Origin of the sequence: Desulfosporosinus cupriresistens (assembly GCF_001707885.1) — a bacterium.
In the GTDB taxonomy this organism is placed as follows: domain Bacteria; phylum Bacillota; class Desulfitobacteriia; order Desulfitobacteriales; family Desulfitobacteriaceae; genus Desulfosporosinus.
Genome location: NZ_MASS01000038.1, coordinates 20,112 through 40,504 on the forward strand (window position 1 = coordinate 20,112; position 20,393 = coordinate 40,504).

Annotated in this window: 20 protein-coding genes and 5 tRNA genes; 2 read left to right on the top strand and 23 right to left on the bottom strand. The window is 43.4% G+C overall.

The features are described 5' to 3' along the window. The first annotated feature begins 117 nt into the window (after positions 1-117). Positions 118-1,356 carry a tyrosine-type recombinase/integrase gene (locus DSBG_RS14465; protein WP_068965015.1) on the top strand — a complete coding sequence of 413 codons (1,239 nt, stop codon included), beginning with the start codon at positions 118-120 and terminating at the stop codon, positions 1,354-1,356. A 125-nt stretch (positions 1,357-1,481) separates the two neighbouring features. On the opposite strand, the gene DSBG_RS14470 is transcribed toward DSBG_RS14465, so the two are convergent. The 21 genes from DSBG_RS14470 to DSBG_RS23170 form a co-directional block, all read right to left on the bottom strand. Beyond that, a tRNA-Gly gene (locus DSBG_RS14470) sits at positions 1,482-1,556 on the bottom strand. 634 nt (positions 1,557-2,190) lie between these two features. Then, positions 2,191-2,266, bottom strand: a tRNA-Phe gene (locus DSBG_RS14475). A 3-nt stretch (positions 2,267-2,269) separates the two neighbouring features. Further along, positions 2,270-2,345 (bottom strand) — tRNA-Glu (locus tag DSBG_RS14480). Positions 2,346-2,358: 13 nt separating this feature from the next. Next, positions 2,359-2,434: transfer RNA gene (locus DSBG_RS14485), tRNA-Lys, on the bottom strand. Positions 2,435-2,548: 114 nt separating this feature from the next. Next, the gene (locus tag DSBG_RS14490) at positions 2,549-3,832 is read right to left on the bottom strand and encodes an adenylosuccinate synthase (RefSeq protein WP_068965016.1); all 1,284 of its coding nucleotides are present in this window, start codon (positions 3,830-3,832) and stop codon (positions 2,549-2,551) included. A gap of 136 nt (positions 3,833-3,968) precedes the next feature. Continuing rightward, positions 3,969-5,267 (bottom strand): adenylosuccinate lyase, encoded by a 1,299-nt coding sequence (gene purB / locus DSBG_RS14495; protein WP_491005759.1) that lies wholly within the window; start codon positions 5,265-5,267, stop codon positions 3,969-3,971. 45 nt (positions 5,268-5,312) lie between these two features. Next, on the bottom strand, positions 5,313-6,725 hold the full coding sequence (locus DSBG_RS14500) for an NAD(P)/FAD-dependent oxidoreductase (protein WP_068965018.1): 1,413 nt from the start codon (positions 6,723-6,725) through the stop codon (positions 5,313-5,315). Positions 6,726-7,143: 418 nt separating this feature from the next. Continuing rightward, complete coding sequence (gene dnaB / locus DSBG_RS14505; protein ID WP_068965019.1) at positions 7,144-8,478, bottom strand: replicative DNA helicase; 1,335 nt, start codon at positions 8,476-8,478, stop codon at positions 7,144-7,146. Positions 8,479-8,540: 62 nt separating this feature from the next. Further along, positions 8,541-10,439, bottom strand: a complete 1,899-nt coding sequence (gene lonC, locus DSBG_RS14510) for a Lon family ATP-dependent protease (protein WP_068965020.1) — start codon at positions 10,437-10,439, stop codon at positions 8,541-8,543. A 33-nt stretch (positions 10,440-10,472) separates the two neighbouring features. Then, positions 10,473-10,919, bottom strand: coding sequence for a 50S ribosomal protein L9 (gene rplI / locus DSBG_RS14515; protein WP_009619672.1), 447 nt, complete (start codon positions 10,917-10,919; stop codon positions 10,473-10,475). 12 nt (positions 10,920-10,931) lie between these two features. Further along, positions 10,932-11,867, bottom strand: a complete 936-nt coding sequence (locus DSBG_RS14520) for a DUF2232 domain-containing protein (RefSeq protein WP_068965021.1) — start codon at positions 11,865-11,867, stop codon at positions 10,932-10,934. A gap of 20 nt (positions 11,868-11,887) precedes the next feature. Continuing rightward, positions 11,888-12,190: a MazG-like family protein gene (locus tag DSBG_RS14525; RefSeq protein WP_040412188.1), complete on the bottom strand. Its 303-nt coding sequence runs from the start codon at positions 12,188-12,190 to the stop codon at positions 11,888-11,890. Positions 12,191-12,404: 214 nt separating this feature from the next. Further along, entirely contained in the window at positions 12,405-12,635 is a 231-nt protein-coding gene (gene rpsR / locus DSBG_RS14530) for a 30S ribosomal protein S18 (protein ID WP_034141199.1), read from the bottom strand. A 21-nt stretch (positions 12,636-12,656) separates the two neighbouring features. Then, positions 12,657-13,067 (bottom strand): single-stranded DNA-binding protein, encoded by a 411-nt coding sequence (locus DSBG_RS14535; protein WP_068965022.1) that lies wholly within the window; start codon positions 13,065-13,067, stop codon positions 12,657-12,659. A gap of 18 nt (positions 13,068-13,085) precedes the next feature. Next, complete coding sequence (gene rpsF, locus DSBG_RS14540) at positions 13,086-13,373, bottom strand: 30S ribosomal protein S6 (protein ID WP_009619679.1); 288 nt, start codon at positions 13,371-13,373, stop codon at positions 13,086-13,088. A gap of 206 nt (positions 13,374-13,579) precedes the next feature. Beyond that, on the bottom strand, positions 13,580-14,680 hold the full coding sequence (ychF, locus tag DSBG_RS14545; protein ID WP_068965023.1) for a redox-regulated ATPase YchF: 1,101 nt from the start codon (positions 14,678-14,680) through the stop codon (positions 13,580-13,582). A 62-nt stretch (positions 14,681-14,742) separates the two neighbouring features. After that, positions 14,743-14,946 (bottom strand): DUF951 domain-containing protein, encoded by a 204-nt coding sequence (locus DSBG_RS14550; RefSeq protein WP_009619683.1) that lies wholly within the window; start codon positions 14,944-14,946, stop codon positions 14,743-14,745. A gap of 187 nt (positions 14,947-15,133) precedes the next feature. Beyond that, a complete protein-coding gene (locus DSBG_RS14555; RefSeq protein WP_068965024.1) occupies positions 15,134-16,015 on the bottom strand; it encodes a mechanosensitive ion channel family protein in 882 nt (293 codons plus the stop codon). 29 nt (positions 16,016-16,044) lie between these two features. After that, positions 16,045-17,421, bottom strand: a complete 1,377-nt coding sequence (locus DSBG_RS14560) for an aminopeptidase (protein ID WP_068965025.1) — start codon at positions 17,419-17,421, stop codon at positions 16,045-16,047. A 132-nt stretch (positions 17,422-17,553) separates the two neighbouring features. Continuing rightward, the gene (locus DSBG_RS14565) at positions 17,554-18,291 is read right to left on the bottom strand and encodes a CvpA family protein (protein WP_068965026.1); all 738 of its coding nucleotides are present in this window, start codon (positions 18,289-18,291) and stop codon (positions 17,554-17,556) included. Between the two features lie 259 nt (positions 18,292-18,550). Then, positions 18,551-18,648: transfer RNA gene (locus DSBG_RS23170), tRNA-Sec, on the bottom strand. 220 nt (positions 18,649-18,868) lie between these two features. Here DSBG_RS23170 and DSBG_RS23175 point away from each other — a divergent pair. Beyond that, positions 18,869-19,012, top strand: a complete 144-nt coding sequence (locus DSBG_RS23175) for a hypothetical protein (RefSeq protein ID WP_176716284.1) — start codon at positions 18,869-18,871, stop codon at positions 19,010-19,012. Positions 19,013-19,031: 19 nt separating this feature from the next. Here DSBG_RS23175 and DSBG_RS14570 read toward each other — a convergent pair whose 3' ends face one another. Both DSBG_RS14570 and DSBG_RS14575 read right to left on the bottom strand, forming a co-directional pair. Then, positions 19,032-19,463 carry a DUF2889 domain-containing protein gene (locus DSBG_RS14570; protein ID WP_068965027.1) on the bottom strand — a complete coding sequence of 144 codons (432 nt, stop codon included), beginning with the start codon at positions 19,461-19,463 and terminating at the stop codon, positions 19,032-19,034. A gap of 259 nt (positions 19,464-19,722) precedes the next feature. Further along, positions 19,723-20,349 (bottom strand): CBS and ACT domain-containing protein, encoded by a 627-nt coding sequence (locus DSBG_RS14575; RefSeq protein WP_068965028.1) that lies wholly within the window; start codon positions 20,347-20,349, stop codon positions 19,723-19,725. Positions 20,350-20,393: the final 44 nt, after the last annotated feature.

A 20,393-nucleotide genomic window follows, 5' to 3' on the forward strand; every position in this document is an offset into this window, starting at 1 on the left:
AAACCGGCCTGAGACCCAGAGCATCAAAAATTTTCAGAGGGCCTAGCGCTCCGCACCTTTTCCTAAGGAAAAAGTGCGGAGTTTTTCTATATAGAGCCCCAAAGTGGAGATGTTCATATGACAGAAGAGACTGCTAAAAAGAAAAAACCGAAAAAGAAAGTAGGGAAGCGGGCCAATAATGAAGGAACAAGAATTAGTGAGCGTGCCGATGGGCGTTGGGAAACAAAGGTTACTACCGGATATCATCCTTTGACCGGTAAACCTAAGCGAAAATCCTTATATGGCAAGTCACAATCGGAAGTAGAAGAAAAACTTGTAGAGTTAAAATATAAACTAAGAACCGGTCAATATATAGAACCGGAAAAAGAAACCTTTGGCGACTGGCTTCTACAATGGCTGTATGTCTATAAGAAACCAATGCCCAATAAAATTCGTATTGAAACATATTCAGACTATGTAGATTTAGCTAAGAAGCATATAATCCCTTTACTAGGGCATCATCTCTTAACTAAAGTACAATCTATTACCTTGCAGGAGTTCTTTAATTACAAGGCCGAATCTGGGCGCCTGGACGGAAAAGAGGGAGGACTATCAACTCGGCGCTTGCATATGATGTATCAGTTGATTAACGGCGCACTAATTAAGGCCAAAAAACTCAGAAAAATCCCGTCGAACCCTGCAGAAGATGTCGAGTTGCCCAGCATCGTATACAAAGAGTTTGATACCTACTCCCCCGAAGAAGTGGATTGTTATTTAGCAGCTCTAAAAGAAGACCGGCTCTATGCTGTTTTTCTTCTAGAATTAACGACTGGGTTAAGGAAAGGAGAACTCTTAGGGATTCCTGATCATTGTTTTGACCCCAATAAAGGGGAAGTTTATATCATCCAAACTATTAAGCGCAAAAAGTTAGAAGGGGAGGAAAAATCAAAAATTATTTTCTCTCAACCGAAGTCAAAAAAGAGCAAACGAGTTATTCCTCTATTGCCCAAAGTCATTAAAGAAATTAAGCGCTTCCAATCTTTAAAACGTCAAGAAAAAATCCTTTTGGGTCCTGACTATATAGACAGCGGTCTATTATTTACAACTGCTTATGGTACACCCATTGAGCCGCGGAATCTAAATAGAAAACATGCTGCAATTACCAAAACAGCCGGAATCAAACTCCTAAGGGTTCATGATTTGCGGCATACGGTGGCAACCTTGCTTTTAGATGATGGTGAAAACCCAGTTAATGTGAGCGACCTCCTTGGACATGCCAAAACCAGTACCACATTAGATATTTACGGTCATAGTACTCCAGAAGGCAAAATCCGGGCTGTCTCTCGATTTAGCAATTTAATAAAGGCGATAAAATAAACCGGAAAAATCCGGTTTATTTTTTTAAAAGCTAGTTGTCGTCAAGTTGTCGTCAAAGCTATTATCTACACTTCCCATACAACATAAAAAAGCACTGCAATCCCGTGCAGTGCCTACATTTCTTATGGAGCGGACGACGAGATTCGAACTCGCGATCCTCGGCTTGGGAAGCCAATGCTCTACCGCTGAGCCACGTCCGCTTAGTATATCAAGGGTTTATTCCTTTTTAGCCTGTTTAAGACCGCCAGAAATCCCTTTTCCCAACAAAGAAGATTATAAGCGTAAAAATCAATTATGTCAACTCATTCTGGTCAAATGGTTATGTATCATATTGGTACTTGTAAGCTTGTAAGCTTTTAGCCTGACAAGCACTCTTAAACTGTACAAATCATACTATTAGGTATGCGGTATGAATATTATATAAATGAAAGACAGAGGGTTAATTTTATGGCAAATTTCTTCTCACTTATTTTTTTAGTGATTAGTGGCTATTACATATATCAATCCATGTATGCAAATCCAAAATTAAAATCTTCCAGACATGGTGACAACTTAATCACTTCATCTTCAAATTCAGTAAATGAACTAAAAAATACGTGCAAAATAAGTGATCTAATTGCGCTATAGTTCTTTGATCATAAAGTTGATCCCTGCTATAAAGTATCAAATTTCGTGATTTATATTTATAGGTAAACTTCCTCAAACACGAAATGAGGTTGTTTTCACTTTAAAAAAAATTTATCCTAACAGCTTTTAAAAGCAATGCACTCCTGACAATAAAACAGACTCTGATCTATTCCATCAAGGATAAGATCAGAGCCCCTTATATCTGTGTGGTGCCTCAGGACGGAATCGAACCGCCGACACGAGGATTTTCAGTCCTCTGCTCTACCGACTGAGCTACCGAGGCAAATGGTGACCCGTACGGGATTCGAACCCGTGTAACCGCCGTGAAAGGGCGGTGTCTTAGACCGCTTGACCAACGGGCCGATTAAGATGTCATGGTGAGCCATCCGCGACTCGAACGCGGGACACCCTGATTAAAAGTCAGGTGCTCTACCGACTGAGCTAATGGCTCAAATAAGTACACCAACGAATTTAAATATTACACGAAAGTATAGTATCTGTCAAGACTTTTTGTAGTATTACTTTTAATTAAATTAAAATTATTGATTCCCTATCTTTCGCAGTCCTAAAACATTTCGCCGCGTACTATGGTTTGTTCGCGTCCCGGTCCTATTGCGACCAACGTAGCAGGTACGCCAGTTAGCTCTTCAATCCGCAGGATATAATTTTGTGCTGCCTCCGGTAAATCCTCAAAGCGTCGGACGAGGGTCAAGTCTTCATGCCAACCAGGCATTTCCTCATAAACTGGTTGACATTGCTTAAAGATCTTTTGACTTTGCGGGAATTCATGAATGGTTTCTTCATTGACACGATATCCGACGCAAATTTTAAGTTTATCAAATCCCGTCAGGACATCAAGTTTCGTAACAGCAAAATCAGAAATTCCACTCACCCGAACAGCATAGCGAGCAATTACTGCGTCGAACCAACCGCAGCGACGTGGTCTTCCGGTTGTGGTTCCAAACTCATGTCCATTTGCCCGCATTTGTTCCCCGGTCTCATCTAGAAGCTCTGTAGGGAAGGGTCCTTCTCCAACACGCGTGGTATAAGCCTTTATTACCCCAATCACGCGATTGATACGGGTTGGGCCAACGCCAGCGCCTACACACGCTCCTCCTGCAATCGGATGAGAAGAGGTCACATAAGGGTAAGTCCCATGATCAATATCAAGTAAGGTGCCTTGCGCGCCTTCAAAAAGCACTTTTTCTCCTGCTCGAATGCTTACATCGATGGCCAGTGAACTGTCTGCGACCAATGAACGAATTCGCTCGGCATAGCCCAAATAAGCTTCATAAATTTCATCAAATTCAAGGGCTTCCTTCCCATAGACTTTCACGAATAAGTTATTTTTTTCTATCAAATTACGGCGCAGTTTATCCGCAAACTCTTCTTTATCCAAGAGATCAATGATGCGAATCCCAATCCGCGATGCTTTGTCCATGTAAGCAGGACCAATTCCCCGCTTCGTTGTCCCAATCTTATGATCACCGCGTGCTTCTTCTTCTAAACCGTCGAGTAACTTATGGTAGGGCATAATCACCTGAGCATTACTGCTAATCAGCAGTTTACCCGTCTTAATACCCCGCTTGGCTAAGTACTCAAGTTCATCCAACAGAACCTTGGGATCGATCACAACACCATTACCAATGACACAGGTCTTGTCTTCATATAGGATTCCCGAAGGAATAAGGTGGAGTTTAAATTCTTCTCCATTTGCAACAACTGTATGACCCGCATTGTTTCCACCTTGGTAACGAACAACGACATTCGCCTTTTCAGCTAGGAAATCCGTAATCTTACCTTTTCCTTCGTCTCCCCATTGAGAACCAATTAATACAACAGCAGCCATTAGAATTCCTCCTATCTTTCTATCAGACGGTCGCTTTTTTTCACCATCACAGCGCCTTGCTATACGGCATCTAGCCATCCTTGGCGATGCTCTAATCTCGAACGTCCTGTTTGAGCAACATGACCTTAAATATATCCTAAGCCTCTAATCCCAGTCGCTTAAAGATATCATCTACGTGCCCCAGGTGATATTTTAAATCAAACAAACCTTGGATTTCCTCTTTGGTCAGATACTTTAAAACGCGAGCATCTGCAGAAACGACCTCAATGAAGTCAATCCCATTATCCCAAGCCTGAAAAGCATCCTGTTGAACCCATGCATAGGCATCTTCCCGCATGCATCCGTGTTCAACCAAGGCCAAGAGAACACGCTGGGAAGATGTCAGTCCATACGTTTTCTGCAGATTGCGTTTCATCTGATCCTCTCGAATCCTAAGCCCAGAAATCACCCGGGTCATTTGACGAAGCATATGATCTAAAAGAAGACAACTATCCGGAAGGATGACACGTTCCACAGAGGAATGGGTCATATCCCGTTCGTGCCAGAGCGCAATATTCTCCATTGCTGCCAACGCATTGCCACGCAAAAGCCGCGACATACCCGCCACCTGTTCACACACGATCGGATTGCGCTTATGCGGCATCGCCGAAGAGCCTTTTTGTCCCTCAGCAAAGGGTTCCTCAACTTCAAGAATATCTGTACGTTGCAAATTGCGAATCTCAGTCGAGATTTTTTCCAGTGTACCGCCGATTAAAGCTAATGTCGTCATAAAGTGTGCGTGCCGATCCCGTTGCAAGATCTGATTGCTTACCAAAGCTGTTTTCAATCCCAAGTGCTTACAGACGGCCTCCTCGACTTCAGGCGCAACATTCGCGTACGTCCCTACAGCTCCGGAAATCTTACCAGCACTTACGGTAACAATCGCTTGGTCGAGACGTTCATCTTGCCGATCAATCTCAGCGATCCATAAAGCCAGCTTCAATCCGAAGGTCAGTGGCTCAGCATGAATCCCGTGAGTTCGACCGACCATTACAGTATATTTACTCTCCAGCGCTCGCTTAACCAAGGCAGCCCGCAACGCTTGAAGGTCCTTCTTCAGTAAACGCCCGGAATCTCTTAAGACAAGGCTTAACGCAGTATCCTTTACATCTGAAGAGGTCAAGCCGAGATGTAGGTGTTTTCCAGCCTCTCCGATTTCCTCCACAACTGCTTGCAGAAAAGCGATCAGATCATGACGCACCACTGCCTCAATTTCCAAGACACGCTTCGGATTCACTTTAGCCTTGGCTCGGATTTCTTCCATGGCTTTAAAAGGTATCTCTCCCCGCTTCGCCATTACCTCAGCAACCGCTAATTCGACTTCTAACCAGCGTTCATATTCATACCCGTCCTGCCATAACTTTCCCATTTCAGGGTGAGTATATCGATTGAGCAACAACTTTCGCCCCCTGTCATTTCGTAGCATCCCGCAAATTGGGTGTTATACCTTATTTACAATATCTCGCCCTACAACAATCCCCGTCGCCGAAGCTTGCATCAACCCGCGAGTAATCCCCGCTCCATCACCGATGGCATATAAGCGGGGAATGGCTGTCTCAAAGTTTGTTTTAACTATAACCTTTGAAGAATAAAACTTAACCTCAACCCCGTATAACAACGTGTTTTTTGAATACATACCCGGAGCAATTTTATCAAAGGCTTTGAGAGTTTCAATTAATGACGTCAAATACCGCTCCGGCAACACGTAACTGAGGTCACCCGGAACTGCGGAGAGAAGTGTCGGAGTGGTGGTGGATTTTTTCAAACGAGTTTCGTTTGTTCGTCTCCCTTGCAGCAGGTCTCCCAGTCGCTGGACCATTACGCCTCCACCAGTTAACATGTTCGCGAGTCGGGCAACATATCGCCCATATTCGATCGGTTGATTAAAGGGTTCTGTGAAGCTAGTTGACACTAACAAAGCAAAATTTGTATTCTTCGTTTTTTTTGCGGGATCAGCGTAACTATGCCCATTTACCACGCCAATACCACCATCGTAGTGTTCTTCAGAAACCACACCACCAGGGTTGACACAGAAACTCCGTGTTTTTAAGTCATACGTGTCAGAATAATAAACCAGCTTCGGTTCGTAGAGCTCGCGCGTTAGATGATCCATAATGGAGTTCGGGACTTCAACACGTACTCCGATGTCTACTTCATTATTTACGGTGGGCACACCTAAACGAATGGTCTGCTCTGCAAGCCAATTCGCACCCCCTCGGCCTGGGGCTACAACTACAAAACGAGCGGTAACTTCATCCAGCTCTGACTGGTCTCTGCGTTGAATGGTTGCCCCTTTAACGCCTTCAGGAGTGGCCAAAATATCCTGAACATCAGCAAGTTCCCAAAAGGTCGTATTTGTCTTATTTAGGAGATACTCATACATACCCTTCAATACATCGAAGGCTAGCTCTGTTCCCAAATGTCGTACAGGGCAATGGATTAACTGAATATTGTGTCTTGACGCCTCATATTGAATCTCTTCAACCCTTGGGGTATCTAAACCGTATACCTTTTCCTGTGCTCCAAATTGAAGGTATTTAGAATCGGCGTAATTTATTAGCTCCTGAGCCTGCTTTTCCTGCATATATTCCATTAATCTGCCGCCAACTGCAGGGCTTAAGGATAGTTTTCCGTCGCTGAATGCTCCCGCACCTGACCATCCCCGAGTAATAGCACAAGGGTTACAACCCGCACAAATCCCAGTGGCACGGGCAGGGCACTTTCGCTTTTCAATGGTTCTTCCTTTATCTACAATCAAGATCTTTAAGTCTTTATTGTGTTCGGATAACTCTAAGGCCGTGAAAATTCCGGCCGGACCAGCTCCTATAATTAAGACATCCACTTCATGTTTCAATTGTAACTCCTCCTAGCACCGTCTACTTTCAGTAACAGGCAAGAACCTCTAGTCACAAACAATTTCATCTTAACAATCCTCTTCTCCCTTGTCAATCTAATTGCCGAACATTGACTATAAATATACAAAAAACATTCGGCATTTTTAGTTCAAGTTATTCTAGGATAACTCTTTCTAATTAATATATTCTTCATAAAAAGGATAAAGAAAACCCGGCTTCGCCGAGCCTTGGCGAAGCCGAAACCGTTGGTTGCACTTATGCTTCCAGACGACGAAGACACTGTCTTCGCACGGGTTAAACCTTCTTGCAGCACTGTCTTCGCACGAATTAGCATTCTTGCAGTATACAAACGAAGTTTATACTTTCTGACTAGTACTAAAAAATCCCCCAGCCCACAAAATGGCCAGGGGAAAAAGATTAAGCAGTTTGATGCTGACGTTCCAGGTTAACAAACTTTGTGAATTCTTTAAGAAAGCCCAATTCAACCGTTCCTACTGGACCATTACGGTGTTTGGCAATAATCAACTCAGCAATGCCTTTCTTCTCCGATTCATGATTATAATACTCATCCCTGTAAATAAATGAAATCACATCGGCATCCGCTTCAATTGCTCCAGATTCCAACAAGTCCGACATAATTGGCCGTTTATCCTGGCGTTGCTCAACGCCCCGGTTGAGCTGTGATAAAGCAATGACCGGTACTTTTAGTTCCCGGGCAAGCCCTTTGAGGGTTCTGGAAATTTGAGCAACCTCTTGCTGCCGGCTTTCCGTCTTTTTCCCAACCGACAATAACTGGAGATAGTCAATAATGATCATCCCTAGATTATGCTCCATCTTCAAGCGACGGGCCTTCGATCGGAGTTCAGCCAGAGAAATTCCCACGGTATCATCAATAAAGATTGGCGCATCTGACAGAGGACCCACTGCTCGAGTCAGCTTCGGCCAATCTGCATCAAGTAATTCTCCCGTCCTTACACGCTGTTGATCGACCATTGCTTCTCCGCAAAGCATCCGTTGCACCAACTGCTCTTTGGACATTTCCAAACTAAAGATAGCCACCGGAACCTTGGCGCGAACTGCAGCATTTTGGGCCATATTTAAAACCATAGCTGTTTTTCCCATGGACGGCCGGGCAGCAATAATCACCAAATCAGACGGCTGCCACCCTGATGTCATTCGATCCAATTCTGTAAAAAAAGTAGGCACGCCTGTGAGATTTCCTTTATTTGCGTAGAGATACTCTATTTTTTCAAACGTCTCTAAGAGCACATCGCGAATGAAGCTAAATCCATCTTTGATGCGTCGACGTGAAAGATCTAAAATAAGCTTTTCTGCTTCTTCTAGCAGACTACGCGCTTCTTCTCCAGGCTCATATCCCCGTTCTAAGATACTGCTTGTCGCCCGAATGAGTTGTCGAAGAAGCGCCTTCTCAGTCACCAGCTTAGCATAATATTCCACATTGGCTGCTGAAGGGACAGAACGAGCGATCTCCGAGATCGTGGCAATCCCGCCTACCTGCTCTAGACGCCCCTGTTGGCGCAAAATCTCCGCAACACTGACCAGATCAACCGGATCTCCTTTTTCAAACAGATCCTGAATGGCGGAAAAAATCAAACGATGATTATCTCTATAAAAATCCTCCGGTTGAAGCATTTCAAAGACAGAACTTCCGGCCTCGGGATCGAGCATCATCGCGCCTAAGACTGCTTGTTCAGCCTCCAAATTATGGGGTGGAACTTTTATTAGTTCCATAACCTCTCTCCTCCTGGTCATTCTTGCTCTCACAAGCTCTGTAACTTGAAACTCTTCAACTGCTAAAAAACATGTTTAATGGCCTCTTCAATCGTACTAACTGCCACCACTTCAATACCTTGCAGACTCTGAGGTACATCTGCCATATTTTCTAGGGGAATCAAAACTTTGCGAACTTCAACCTGCTTTGCTCCAAAGATCTTTTCGTAAATTCCACCGACTGGTTTAACCTTACCCTGAATAGAAATTTCTCCAGTCACCGCGACATCTTGACGTAGCGGCTGCTTTCTCAAAGCACTGTAAATAGCTAGCGTTGTTGCCAATCCAGCTGAAGGACCGTCAATTTTTGCTCCACCGACCACATTGACATGCACATCGTAATTACGCAAATCTTCTCCGGTCAGCTCACGGATGACCGCCGTAGCATTAAATACTGCATCTCTAGCCATACTTCCTGCCGTTTCATTAAAGCGTACCGTTCCTTTGCCATCCCGTCCGTCGAAGGTAATCGCCTCAATCTCCAACACGGAACCTAGAAATCCGGACACACCCAATCCCAAGATTCTTCCTATTTCCATGCTGGGTTGCACTTTTCGTACAATATAAGGAGTGAGCCGGGCCGAACGCAGGACTTCATAAACATCGGCACTTGCTACTCTTATTTCTTCCTGATCTGAATTGCGATATCTCGCCAAACCATAGGCATCAGTAAGAATGCTATTTGCTTTTCGTCCTTCAATCACATATTCGCTGATAATTCCCGGGACATCGTCTTCCAACGTCACACCTAGTTTTTGGGAGGCTTGGCGTATAATATGCTGAACATCTCCTGGCTCCAGCGGCGCAAAGAAGACCTCCGAACAGCGGGAACGCAGAGCAGGATTGAGTTCTGCTGGATCTCGCGTCGTGGCTCCAACGAGGACAAAATCAGCTGGAGCCCCCTCATCAAAGAGTTTTTTGATCCACTGAGGAACCTGGGGATTACTCGGATCGTAATACGAAGAATCGAATGAAACACGCTTATCTTCTAGCACCTTCAGCAATTTATTTAAAAGTAAGGGATCCATCTCCCCTATTTCGTCTATGAACAGAATTCCACCGTGAGCCTCGCTCACTAGTCCCATTTTAGGCTCAGGGATACCTGTTTCAGCCAAATCATGCTTCGCCCCTTGGTATATCGGATCATGTACCGATCCCAATAGAGGGTTGGTTACATCTCGGGGGTCCCATCTTAACGTTGTCCCATCCACTTCGATAAAGGGAGCGTCTTTGGCAAAGGGAGAATGGGAATGCTTCTTAACCGCTTCTAACGCAACCCGAGCGGCAGATGTCTTACCAACTCCAGGGGGACCATACATTAGGATATGTTGAGGATAGGGCGTTGCTAACTTGGCCAACAAGGCTCGTACAGCGCTTTCCTGCCCCACAATCTCTTCCACAGTCTGCGGACGCAATACGTCAAACGCGGAACGTTTTAGTGAAACGGTATTCATCTTTTCAAGGATGGCGAGCCTCTTAAGCGTCTGGGCATTTTCCGGTCCGGTCGTTTCTTGAAGAACTTGAATCTTAATCTCTTTAACGTAATCCTCATGCCGCTCCTGCATCTTTTCTGAGACAACACGTTCTAGCCGTTCCTCGACTGAACGCCGAGCAATAAGTTCCGCAATCTGCTCTTCGATCTCATCTAAGAGCTTGGGCACTTCCTGTAGCTTCGGAATCTTCTGAACTGTAGGGTCATCAGATACAATTTTGCGTAATCCGGCAACACGTTCAACAAGCACATCTGAACGCATAAGTTTAAGCGCTTCTAACCTACTGGCCTTAAGAACCAGTTTGTCGGTTCCATGATAATTTGAAAGTAAAACGTAGAGTGCATCGACTTCTCGTCGCCACTCTTCCTCATCCTGCAACCGATCACTAAGATTCGTATGATCTAGCCATTTTGTCAAAAGCCCTTTCATCAGGGATCCCCTTTCACGAGATCAGATTAACATTTATATTGCAACAACTTTTACCTGAAGCTTTGCTGTCACTTCCGGATGAATTTTCACATGAACCTCATAGTTTCCCAAGGCCTTAATCGGTTCTTTGATGTCTAACTTACGTTTATCCACTTCAAACCCATGCTGCTTTTTCAAAGCGTCAACAATTTCTTTGTTAGTAACTGAACCAAACAAGCGCCCACCTTCGCCCGTCTTCGTCTTGACTTCAATCAGGAGAGCATTCAGTTTACCTCCTAATTCAATCGCATCGACCTTTTCTTTTTCTTTGCGACGATCTTCCAGCTCTTTCTTATGCGAGATATCCTGAATATTTCCGGTTGTCGCTTCGATCGCTAATTTTTTTGGGAAAAGGAAGTTTCGAGCAAACCCGTCAGCCACTTCGAGGACTTGTCCTTTTTTACCCGTTCCTTTTACATCTACTTGAAGAATAACCTTCATATGAATTCCTCCTTACACTTCTTCCGGTAAACGGCGAAAATTAAAAACAAGGTCAAATAGCCCAAACATTATTATACTAACAACACTGAAGAAGAAATATAAAATGCTGATCAAAATTATTGCCAATTTAAGCAGGCGCGGGATCTTAGGTGATTGTAAGAAATACAGGTACACTGAAGTACCCAACACCAAAGCTAAGGCTCCATATACAACCATTATGTTGATCCCTATACCACGAAGAACAGTCCAAGTAAATTGATCGCCTAAAAGATAACAGGCAATCCCTAAAACGGCACCCCAAACCGTATACCAAGGTAAACTCCAACGCGAGAACGGAACCCGTCCTTCATCATCCTTAAACCAACGCCTGACAATATAGAAAATCAATCCAAACTCAACAAATGCGGATATCGCAGCAAAACTGGGAATGATTAAGGCATAAAAGTGAATTCCTTGTTGCAATAGATCTCGAACTTGTACCTCACTAATCCCTTGTTGTTGCATCAAGACCAGCAATCCTGAAGCCTTATATTGCTCAACTATTGTGTTAATCACGTCACTCACAGTTTTGGCATCAAACCCTTGAGCCATTAAAGAGAGGGTTGGTATGGCCCCTAAAACTGCAGCTAACATAGCACTCCAGAAAAAGGTCATGCGCACCGGCCAATGTTTTTGCTGGCCCAAGACGCCTAGTAACCCGGCCAAAGGAACAAGACTCATCTGATTAAAGGTTGTTACTCCTAAAACAATCAACGGCGCAACATAACCAATCAACAGAAAAAACGTGGCTATAGGTAACCCACTTCGACGGCCGACCAAAAACACGGCAAGTAGCATAAGTGCTTCCCAGATAAGTCCCCATGTCCCCCAAGTGACCCCCAGCCAAGGAAAGGTCAACAGGATCGCACCCGCTAAGTAGCTCGCAACTGTTTCGTCACTTAAAAACATGTGCCAATTCTCCTATAAACTTAGTCTTCAGGGGCCAGATAGCTCAAAAGTAAACTTAAATCTCCCCACTGTTTCTCAAGATTCATCTCATCCGCATCTTTTAAGCTCTCAAGGCGTTGTAAAAGCATGCGATCAAGCCGAGAAAAGTCAAAACCCAACCGTCTGGCCAGCAAATAACTCATTCCCACAAGATCAGCCAACCCCTGAATCATCTCTGCCTCTGAACCACACAGTGTTCCATGTTGAATAAGCCACTGTGCCTGAATTAAATTGACCTTTAGTTCATCAATAGCCCTTAAGCCTTTGACAACATCAACTTCAATATGCTCCAGGGTTGCCCCCTCCTAAAGTCATTTTTCTCAATAAATGTTACTAATAAACAAACATCTACAAACACTTCGTGATAAGCATACAAATCTCCTGCACTTTACAAGCATGAAAATTTCGCCAACCAATTTTCATTCGTCAGAGGTGCCGCACTGCGACAAGGGGTTTCAACTAGGCAAAAATAGAAAAAAGGAGCTTACGCTCCCCTTTCTACTCTACGCTATATGGTAACAAGGCAATACTACGAGCCCGTTTGATAGCCAATGTCACTTGACGTTGGTGCATGGCGCAGTTTCCAGAAATACGGCGAGGCAATATTTTACCACGATCCGTAACGTACTTGCGTACTTTGTGTGTCTCTTTGTAATCCATTGACACAACTTTATCCACACAAAAACTGCATACGCGCTTACGTGGGCGACGTCCGCGTTCACGTTTCATACTAATTCTCCCCTTCCCAACTTAGAATGGGATGTCATCATCCAAATTTACTTCATGTCCAAACGAGCCAATCCCTCTTGGAGAAGCTGATTCCGTATTGCCGCTCCCGCTGTCCTTCGGACTTAAGAAATGGACATCTTCCGCAACAACCTCTGTAACCCAGCGCTTTTGGCCGTCCTTATCATTGTATGTTCTAATTTGGATTCGTCCATCTACCGAAGCAAGCTTTCCTTTAGCCAAATAGTTGGCACAAAGTTCAGCAAGTTGTCTAAACACAACACATGGAATGAAGTCAGTTTCTTTCTCACCTTGAGCATTCTTAAACTTACGATCAACGGCTAAAGTGAAATTAGCTACCGCTACGCCACTAGGTGAATAACGTAACTCGGGGTCTTTAGTTAAACGGCCAACCAAAACGACACGATTCAACATGTTTGCCCCACCGTCCTTTTAGTCATCTTTTCTAACGGTTAGAAAACGGATTACATCGTCGGAGATTTTCATAACCCGTTCAATTTCCTGAGATGTGCGGCCTTCGCCGTCAAAGTTCATCAGGATATATTGGCCTTCTTTATAATCTTGGATTTCATAAGCCAACCGACGTTTGCCCCACTTTTCGACCGTTAAGTTTTCTCCACCATTGCTGGCTACGAGCCCACCTAAACGGTCAACCAGTGCAGTGGTTGCCTCCTCATCCAGATCTGGCCGGATGATATAAAGTAATTCGTACGCTTTCATATTTGCACCTCCCCTCGGACTAAGCGGCCCCGTTAAACGGAGCAGGGATATTTATACTACCAAGCAGAAATTATACCATTTCGTTAGTAGAAAAGCAATAATATTTCTATATAAAATACATACTTCCAGTCGTTTAAGGGCTATTTATGAAAGAAAACTTGGCTAGCGCAGGCAGAACGCTTAGTTGTACAAGAATCCTTGTTAATTTATACGTTAAACCTGAAGTGAACAATGTCTCCGTCATGCATAATATACTCTTTGCCTTCTAAACGTACCAACCCCTTTTCACGAGCACCATTCAACCCGTTGTGCTCTACAAAATCCTTATAGGCGACCACCTCAGCCCGGATAAACCCATGCTCAAAGTCGGTATGAATGACTCCAGCTGCTTGAGGCGCTTTTGTTCCTTGACGAATCGTCCACGCTCTCACTTCCACCTGACCAGCAGTAAAAAACGTCATGAGTCCCAATAGATGAAAAGCAACCCGAATCAATCGGTCCAGTCCTGACTCTTCGAGTCCTAAATCCTGTAAGAAAACTTCCTTCTCGTCTTCTTCAAGTTCTGCTATCTCCGCTTCGATCTGAGCACAAACTACAACGACTTCTGCATCCTCTTCCGCTGCGATTGCCATAACTTGTTGGACATAAGAGTTATCGGCTGCTGTAGAGAGGCCATCTTCGCTGACATTCGCAACATAAAGCACCGGCTTTAAAGTCAAAAGTGAAAAACCTTTTAGAATTTCCCGTTCCTCGTCCGTATAAGTCAAAGAACGTGCCCCTTTTCCTCGATTAAAGACTTCCTTCAACCGCTCTAACAGCGCCACTTCGCCTTGAGCCTTTTTATCTCCGGCCTTTAAGAGTTTAGACGTACGATCTGCACGCTTCTCCACACTTTCCATGTCCGCTAAGACCAACTCAAGATCTATGGTCTCGATATCTCTTTTAGGGTTAACATTACCCTCGACATGGATCACATTATCGTCTTCAAAGCAGCGCACAACATGCACAATGGCATCGACTTCACGGATATGGGAAAGGAATTTATTTCCTAGTCCCTCACCTTTACTCGCCCCTTTGACAAGTCCGGCAATATCCACAAACTCGACGGTAGCAGAAACAATCTTTTTTGGATGAACCATATCTGCTAGTTTCTGCAAGCGAGAATCGGGCACTTCTACCATCCCCACATTCGGATCAATGGTACAGAATGGATAATTCGCCGCTTCAGCACCCACTTGGGTAATTGCATTAAACAACGTTGATTTACCCACATTCGGCAAACCAACAATTCCTGCATGTAATGTCATGCTTTACCTCCTCTTAATTATGTGACAAGTTATCTCCACAGATTATAAGTGATTTTCACTCACTAATCCATCTCATTTTCTTCGGCCCGCTTTAGAATCTCTTTTAAATTGCGCTCGAGTTTAACACGAGGTATCCAGGCCTGATGTTGACATCCTAAGCACTGAATCCTAAAATCCATCCCTGTACGCATTACTTTCCAATCTACGCTTCCACAAGGATGCGGTTTACGAAGACGAACAATATCCCCAACATTTAATGGAATCACCACTATCGACTCCCCCTTAATCGAGGTTCGAGGTTCGAAGTTCGAAGTTCGAAATTTAATATCGTACTTCTCTTCGGGCATCGCACTTCGCTTATTTAGCTCCTGATAAGTTCACTGAACCCAACGGAGTTTTAATACTCTATTGACTAGGTATTTTTATATCCATTATTTCTACTGGGCCCATCGTCTATTGTTCGTCATTAGGTGAACCTTTTTTGAGATCTTCAAAAGATAATATTTTTAGTTGTGGAGTACGAATTCCTTCTTCTAAAAATGCGCTGTGAATGCGACGACGCAGTTCTCGTTCCAGACTCCACTGTTCATTAGGGTGGGTGAAGCCAACAATGCGTAAAACAACATTGAGATCGCCGAATTGAATGATACCCTGTACTGTGGGAGCTTCTATGATTTTCTCTCCGAATTCGGTACTAACTACCTCACAAACTGAATTCATTACTTCCCTTGCATGGTCAAGATTTTCATCGTAGGGAATCTGAATATCAACCAAAGCCCGCATCTTCCCGCGGCTGAAGTTAGTAACTGCCGCAATACTACCATTTGGAATAATGTGCAGTTCACCGCCCCAGTCTCTGAGGTGAGTCGCCCTAATTCCAGTTTCTTCAACAATTCCTGAGAATTCACCCACTTGAACATATTCTCCAACAGAAAATTGATCTTCAAAGAGAATGAAAAAACCACCAATCATATCTTTAACCAAGCTTTGAGAGCCGAAACCCAGGGCGACACCCAAAACACTGGCCGAAGCCAGTAATGCCCCTGTATCAAAATTAAACAGTCGTTTAAGGATATGAACTACGACCGTGAAGGTAATCACGTAAAAAGCCATACTTCGTAGAAGTGAGAATATTGTATTAGCCTTACGTTCATCTAGAAGTTGTTTCCCTTTACGCTCGACTAACATGCGCCTTAATAGATAAATTAATAATCCATAGGCAATACGTGCAACAACGAGAATAACAGCAATATATAGTAACGTATTTAACGCCGCGATCCCTATTTTGTGCCAGTCAAAATCACTCAATTTATCCGGAATCCAAGTGACATTCATATTATCGTGGTCCTTTGCTGTAATTTCTGCTAATTACGATATGCTAAAAAAGCGTAATACCCACGCATCATCATGACCAAATCTGCGACTGAAGAGATTTCCCACGGGGCATGCATGCTTAGAATACCTACCCCACAGTCCAATACTTCCATTCCGTAAATTGCCATATACTGAGCTATTGTACCACCGCCGCCCTGATCAACTTTTCCTAATTCGGCAGTTTGCCAAACAATCTTTGCCTTATCAAAAATTCTGCGAACCTCTGCAATGAATTCCGGGTTCGCGTCACTCGACCCTGATTTACCTCGAGAACCAGTGTATTTGCTAATAACCATCCCTCGACCTAGGAAAGCCGAATTCCGTTTGTCCATAACCTCTGTATAATTAGGGTCATATCCACCGGTGACATCTGCCGAAAGCGCTTTGGCTCGGGCCATTGCACGTCGAACCATCAAACCATTATATGTCCCGGTTTGCAAGGTAATAAGTTCCGCAACGAAGTTCTCCAAGTAACGAGCTTTCATGCCTGTATTGGAGTCACTGCCAATCTCCTCTTTATCAGCAAATAGAACCATTGTTGTCCACTCCGGCTGCTCTATAGCTTCAATTGCTTTCCAAGCAGCAAAGGCGCAGACTCTATCATCTTGCCCGTACCCAGCAATCAGACTTCGATCTAAACCTGCATAGCGGGCTTTTCCTGCTGGGACGACCTCTAATTCTGCACTGACGAAGTCATCTTCCTGGATACCATATTTTTCCTTTAAAATATTAAGAATAGCCGATTTTACACGTTCTTCCCCCTCCCCAGTTGAAGGATCATGTCCGAGCAATAAGTTTAATCCCTCTCCTGTAATGGCCTCACTTAACTTTTTGTCATTTTGATCCTTTGCTAAATGAGGAAGTAAGTCGGTAATAGTAAAAATCGGGTCTTCTTCATCTTCTCCTACCACAATACTAACCTTCTGACCCTCCGTTAATATGATGACTCCATGTAAAGCAAGCGGCAGGGCTGTCCATTGGTATTTCTTAATCCCTCCATAATAGTGCGTTTTTAAAAAGGCCAATCCTTCTTCTTCATAAAGAGGGCGTTGTTTAATATCTAACCGAGGAGCATCAATATGAGCCGCAACAATTCGAAAGCCCTCGCTTAATGGACGAAGACCTGCAATTGCCAATATGCCCGCTTTTCCTTGAACTTCCAGTCGGACCTTTTGACCTGACTTAAAATCCTTCACCTCGTCAAGCGATGTAAAACCTGACTTCTTGGCCCATCTCTCTAGGATCTGCCATGATTCCCGTTCTGTTTTTCCTTCACTGAGAAAAGCTAAGTATTCTGTCATCGCTTGACGTTCCTTCTCAGAAATCTTTAGTTCATCCCATGCCAACTTTACCATTTTTGAACGCATATAATCACCTTTCCACCTTAAGCAATTTTTATATTTAGCTTAAGTTTTCTTCGTCTCTGGTTGATTTATACAATAGGCGCCTCACTATCCCTTGGCTGGACGATTTATACTTTCTGCCCTAACTAGGGCATCTTAAAACCAAACTCCTTTGCCAAGTGAAAGCGGTTCGAGCAGTTTTTGACTGAGTTGCGCAGAAAACGCCTGATCCAGGGTCTGAAAGATCCCTGTTAAATAAGGATAAAAGTTCGAGTTCTGAATTAGGTCATTAATGCCTCCACCTACTCCCATTTTCAAGAGCGGGGAAGACAACCCTGCAACGACGGCCAGGCAAATAAGGGCACTCAATCCCCCAAATATGAGACCTCCTCCTCGATTAAAAGCCCCACCCCAAATACTAAAAAGACGAAGAAGAATAGAGACCAACAAGTGAATCAAAATCACCACTATAAAAAAAACACAACCAAAGGCAATAAGGCTTAGAGTGCGCTCAGTAACCGCCTCCGCTAAACGATGGGTCACTTGCTCAATAGCTTGGGGCATCTGTACATTAGGCAGGTTTAACGAGGCGAGAATATTACGCCATTCTGACGGCAGGGCCCCTAAAATATTCCCTAAAGCCTGTTGTTGTAGACTACTGGCTTTAGACTGAACAATGGGAAGGATTGCTTGATAAATCACGGGTTCCAACCATTTTTGCAGCGCAAAATGTTGCTCAGCCCAATGAAGAGCAGCCATATACTCCCATGATGCTACCACAAAACCTACAATACTACTCAAGAAATTAATAACGCTAGTTATAAGGCCTCTTTGATAACCATGTAAGGCTCCAAACAGAACAAACCCCATAATAAGCACATCAATAAGATTCATGTACTCCCCCCTACCTTATAAAAGCTAATTTAAATTTATCTTAGCGCAACAAAACTAAACAATAATATTTCACTAATCTTTTAATATTCGGTCTATCTGTCCAAAATCCTGCAACAACCCTCATCAGGGAAATCAAAAAGACAGCTGCTCGCTGCCTCATATTGATATTCGGTATTTTGATTTTCGAACTGGAAGCTCGAACTATAATATCACAACAATTGCATTCGATAAGCGAAGTTCGAACCGCGAAACACGATTATGGCGGGGATGCGTGAGAATCGAACACACCTCGGAACGTTCTGCGTCCCGACACGCGGATTTGAAGTCCGGGAGCAGCACCAGCTACTATCCATCCCCATTCTGTCGACAATAATATAACACATTCAAGGTTATTAGTAAATCTTTTAAATGGCATACAATTATACATAATGCTTAAGTTCAACAAATGAAAGGTATATATTTCCATTAATGTGTGCACAATAATAATGGAACCACATTTATCTTAAGATCAGATTTTTAATTAAGCGCTGTATTGAACGCAGGTGGGTCAAAATCTTACAAAGAAAGGAGTTTTATTATGGATCGGAGCGATATATTGTTTTCTAGTCTATCAAACAGCCAGGTCGAAGACATTAAGGCTTTAGAAACTAAATTTAATACATCTCCTACCACTGGCCAAGAGACCGTCTTAATTGCTTATACTAAACCCGAACAAAAATAGGCAACTGCACCACAACAAACTAAAACTTCTTATAGTGCAGGCAGCTTCCATTAAGTTGTTGTTCAACCTGAATTTTCATTTCTTCTTCTTGCATTGTAAGCTTCATCAACTGGTATTTAGCTTGAACTATCCCCTTTACACACTCAAGTGTGAGGTCTGTCAAATGCGTACAGCCCTGTTCTAAGCCAACCGCTGCTTGAATTTGCTTTCTGACATTACAATTCAGGTTAACCCCCACAAGTTTTTTAATTCGGTCTTGGGCGTGTACACAATCCTTGTGGGGAGCACGACGAAGTTGACCATCGGCTGATGTAATCGTATAACTCTCGAGGTCAGCTTCGAGGGTTATACAGAGTTCGTGTTGGCTATCTAAAAAAACTCCATTTACTGCTACAATTTTATTGGATACTAAACTGACATTTATAGAAATTGAACGGTTAAAAAGAAACATTGACCCATCTCCTCATTTATCTTTAAGATATTTTAATTTTCTATATATTATATCGCCTTTTATGAATAAAGAAAGTTACTGGATGACCATTACTCATTCAGTAACTTTCTTTTATTGTTTATTAGGGAGTAACTACTTCATTCACCAGTTTACTATTTATTCGTTATCTTAGATTCAGTTCAGCTGTTATTGCTCGTTCAGAAAACCTTTTACTGTTGTGGTCACTAAGCGTGCCTCCAAAACTGGTCCGAATGCTAACTCATTCTCTAACTTGATACCCTTTTTCCTTTAATGACGCTTTTACTTCGGCTACTTGTTCACCCTGTAAGCGCGCCAAGATTTGGACTTGATTATCCCTTAGATGGTAGACCGCAAAACTCGCAATATTAACATCAAACTGCTTGATCGTCACCGCAAGGTCCAACAGGACACCCGTTTCATCTTTTGTTTCTATTACCACTCGTTGGCCTGGACTGCGAAATCCCATAATATCCAGAAAAGCATCTAAGATATCAGTTGCCGTAATGATACCAACCAGTTTGCCTTGGTCAAGAACAGGCAATCCACTAATTCTGTGTTCCCGCATTAACAAGGCAGCATCCTCAATCTGGGTATCGGGTTGACAGGTCATTACCTTCTTTACAGCAACTTCTCGGATAGGAGTTTTGGCGATGAGATAATTAAGTTCAAAAATACTTAACGTCGTCGCAGGAGAAGGAGAGACCTCTCGGAGATCCCCATCTGTCACAAAACCCACGAGTTTACCCTTATCCATAACCGGCAACTTATTGATCTTTTTTTCTCGCATGAGGACCATCGTTTCTGCGATCGATTCATCCGGGCTCACTGTAAAAACCTGAGATGTCATAAATTGGCGAACATACATATTGTTTTGCCCCCTTCTCCTTTAACTTGTTTTTAACATTACTC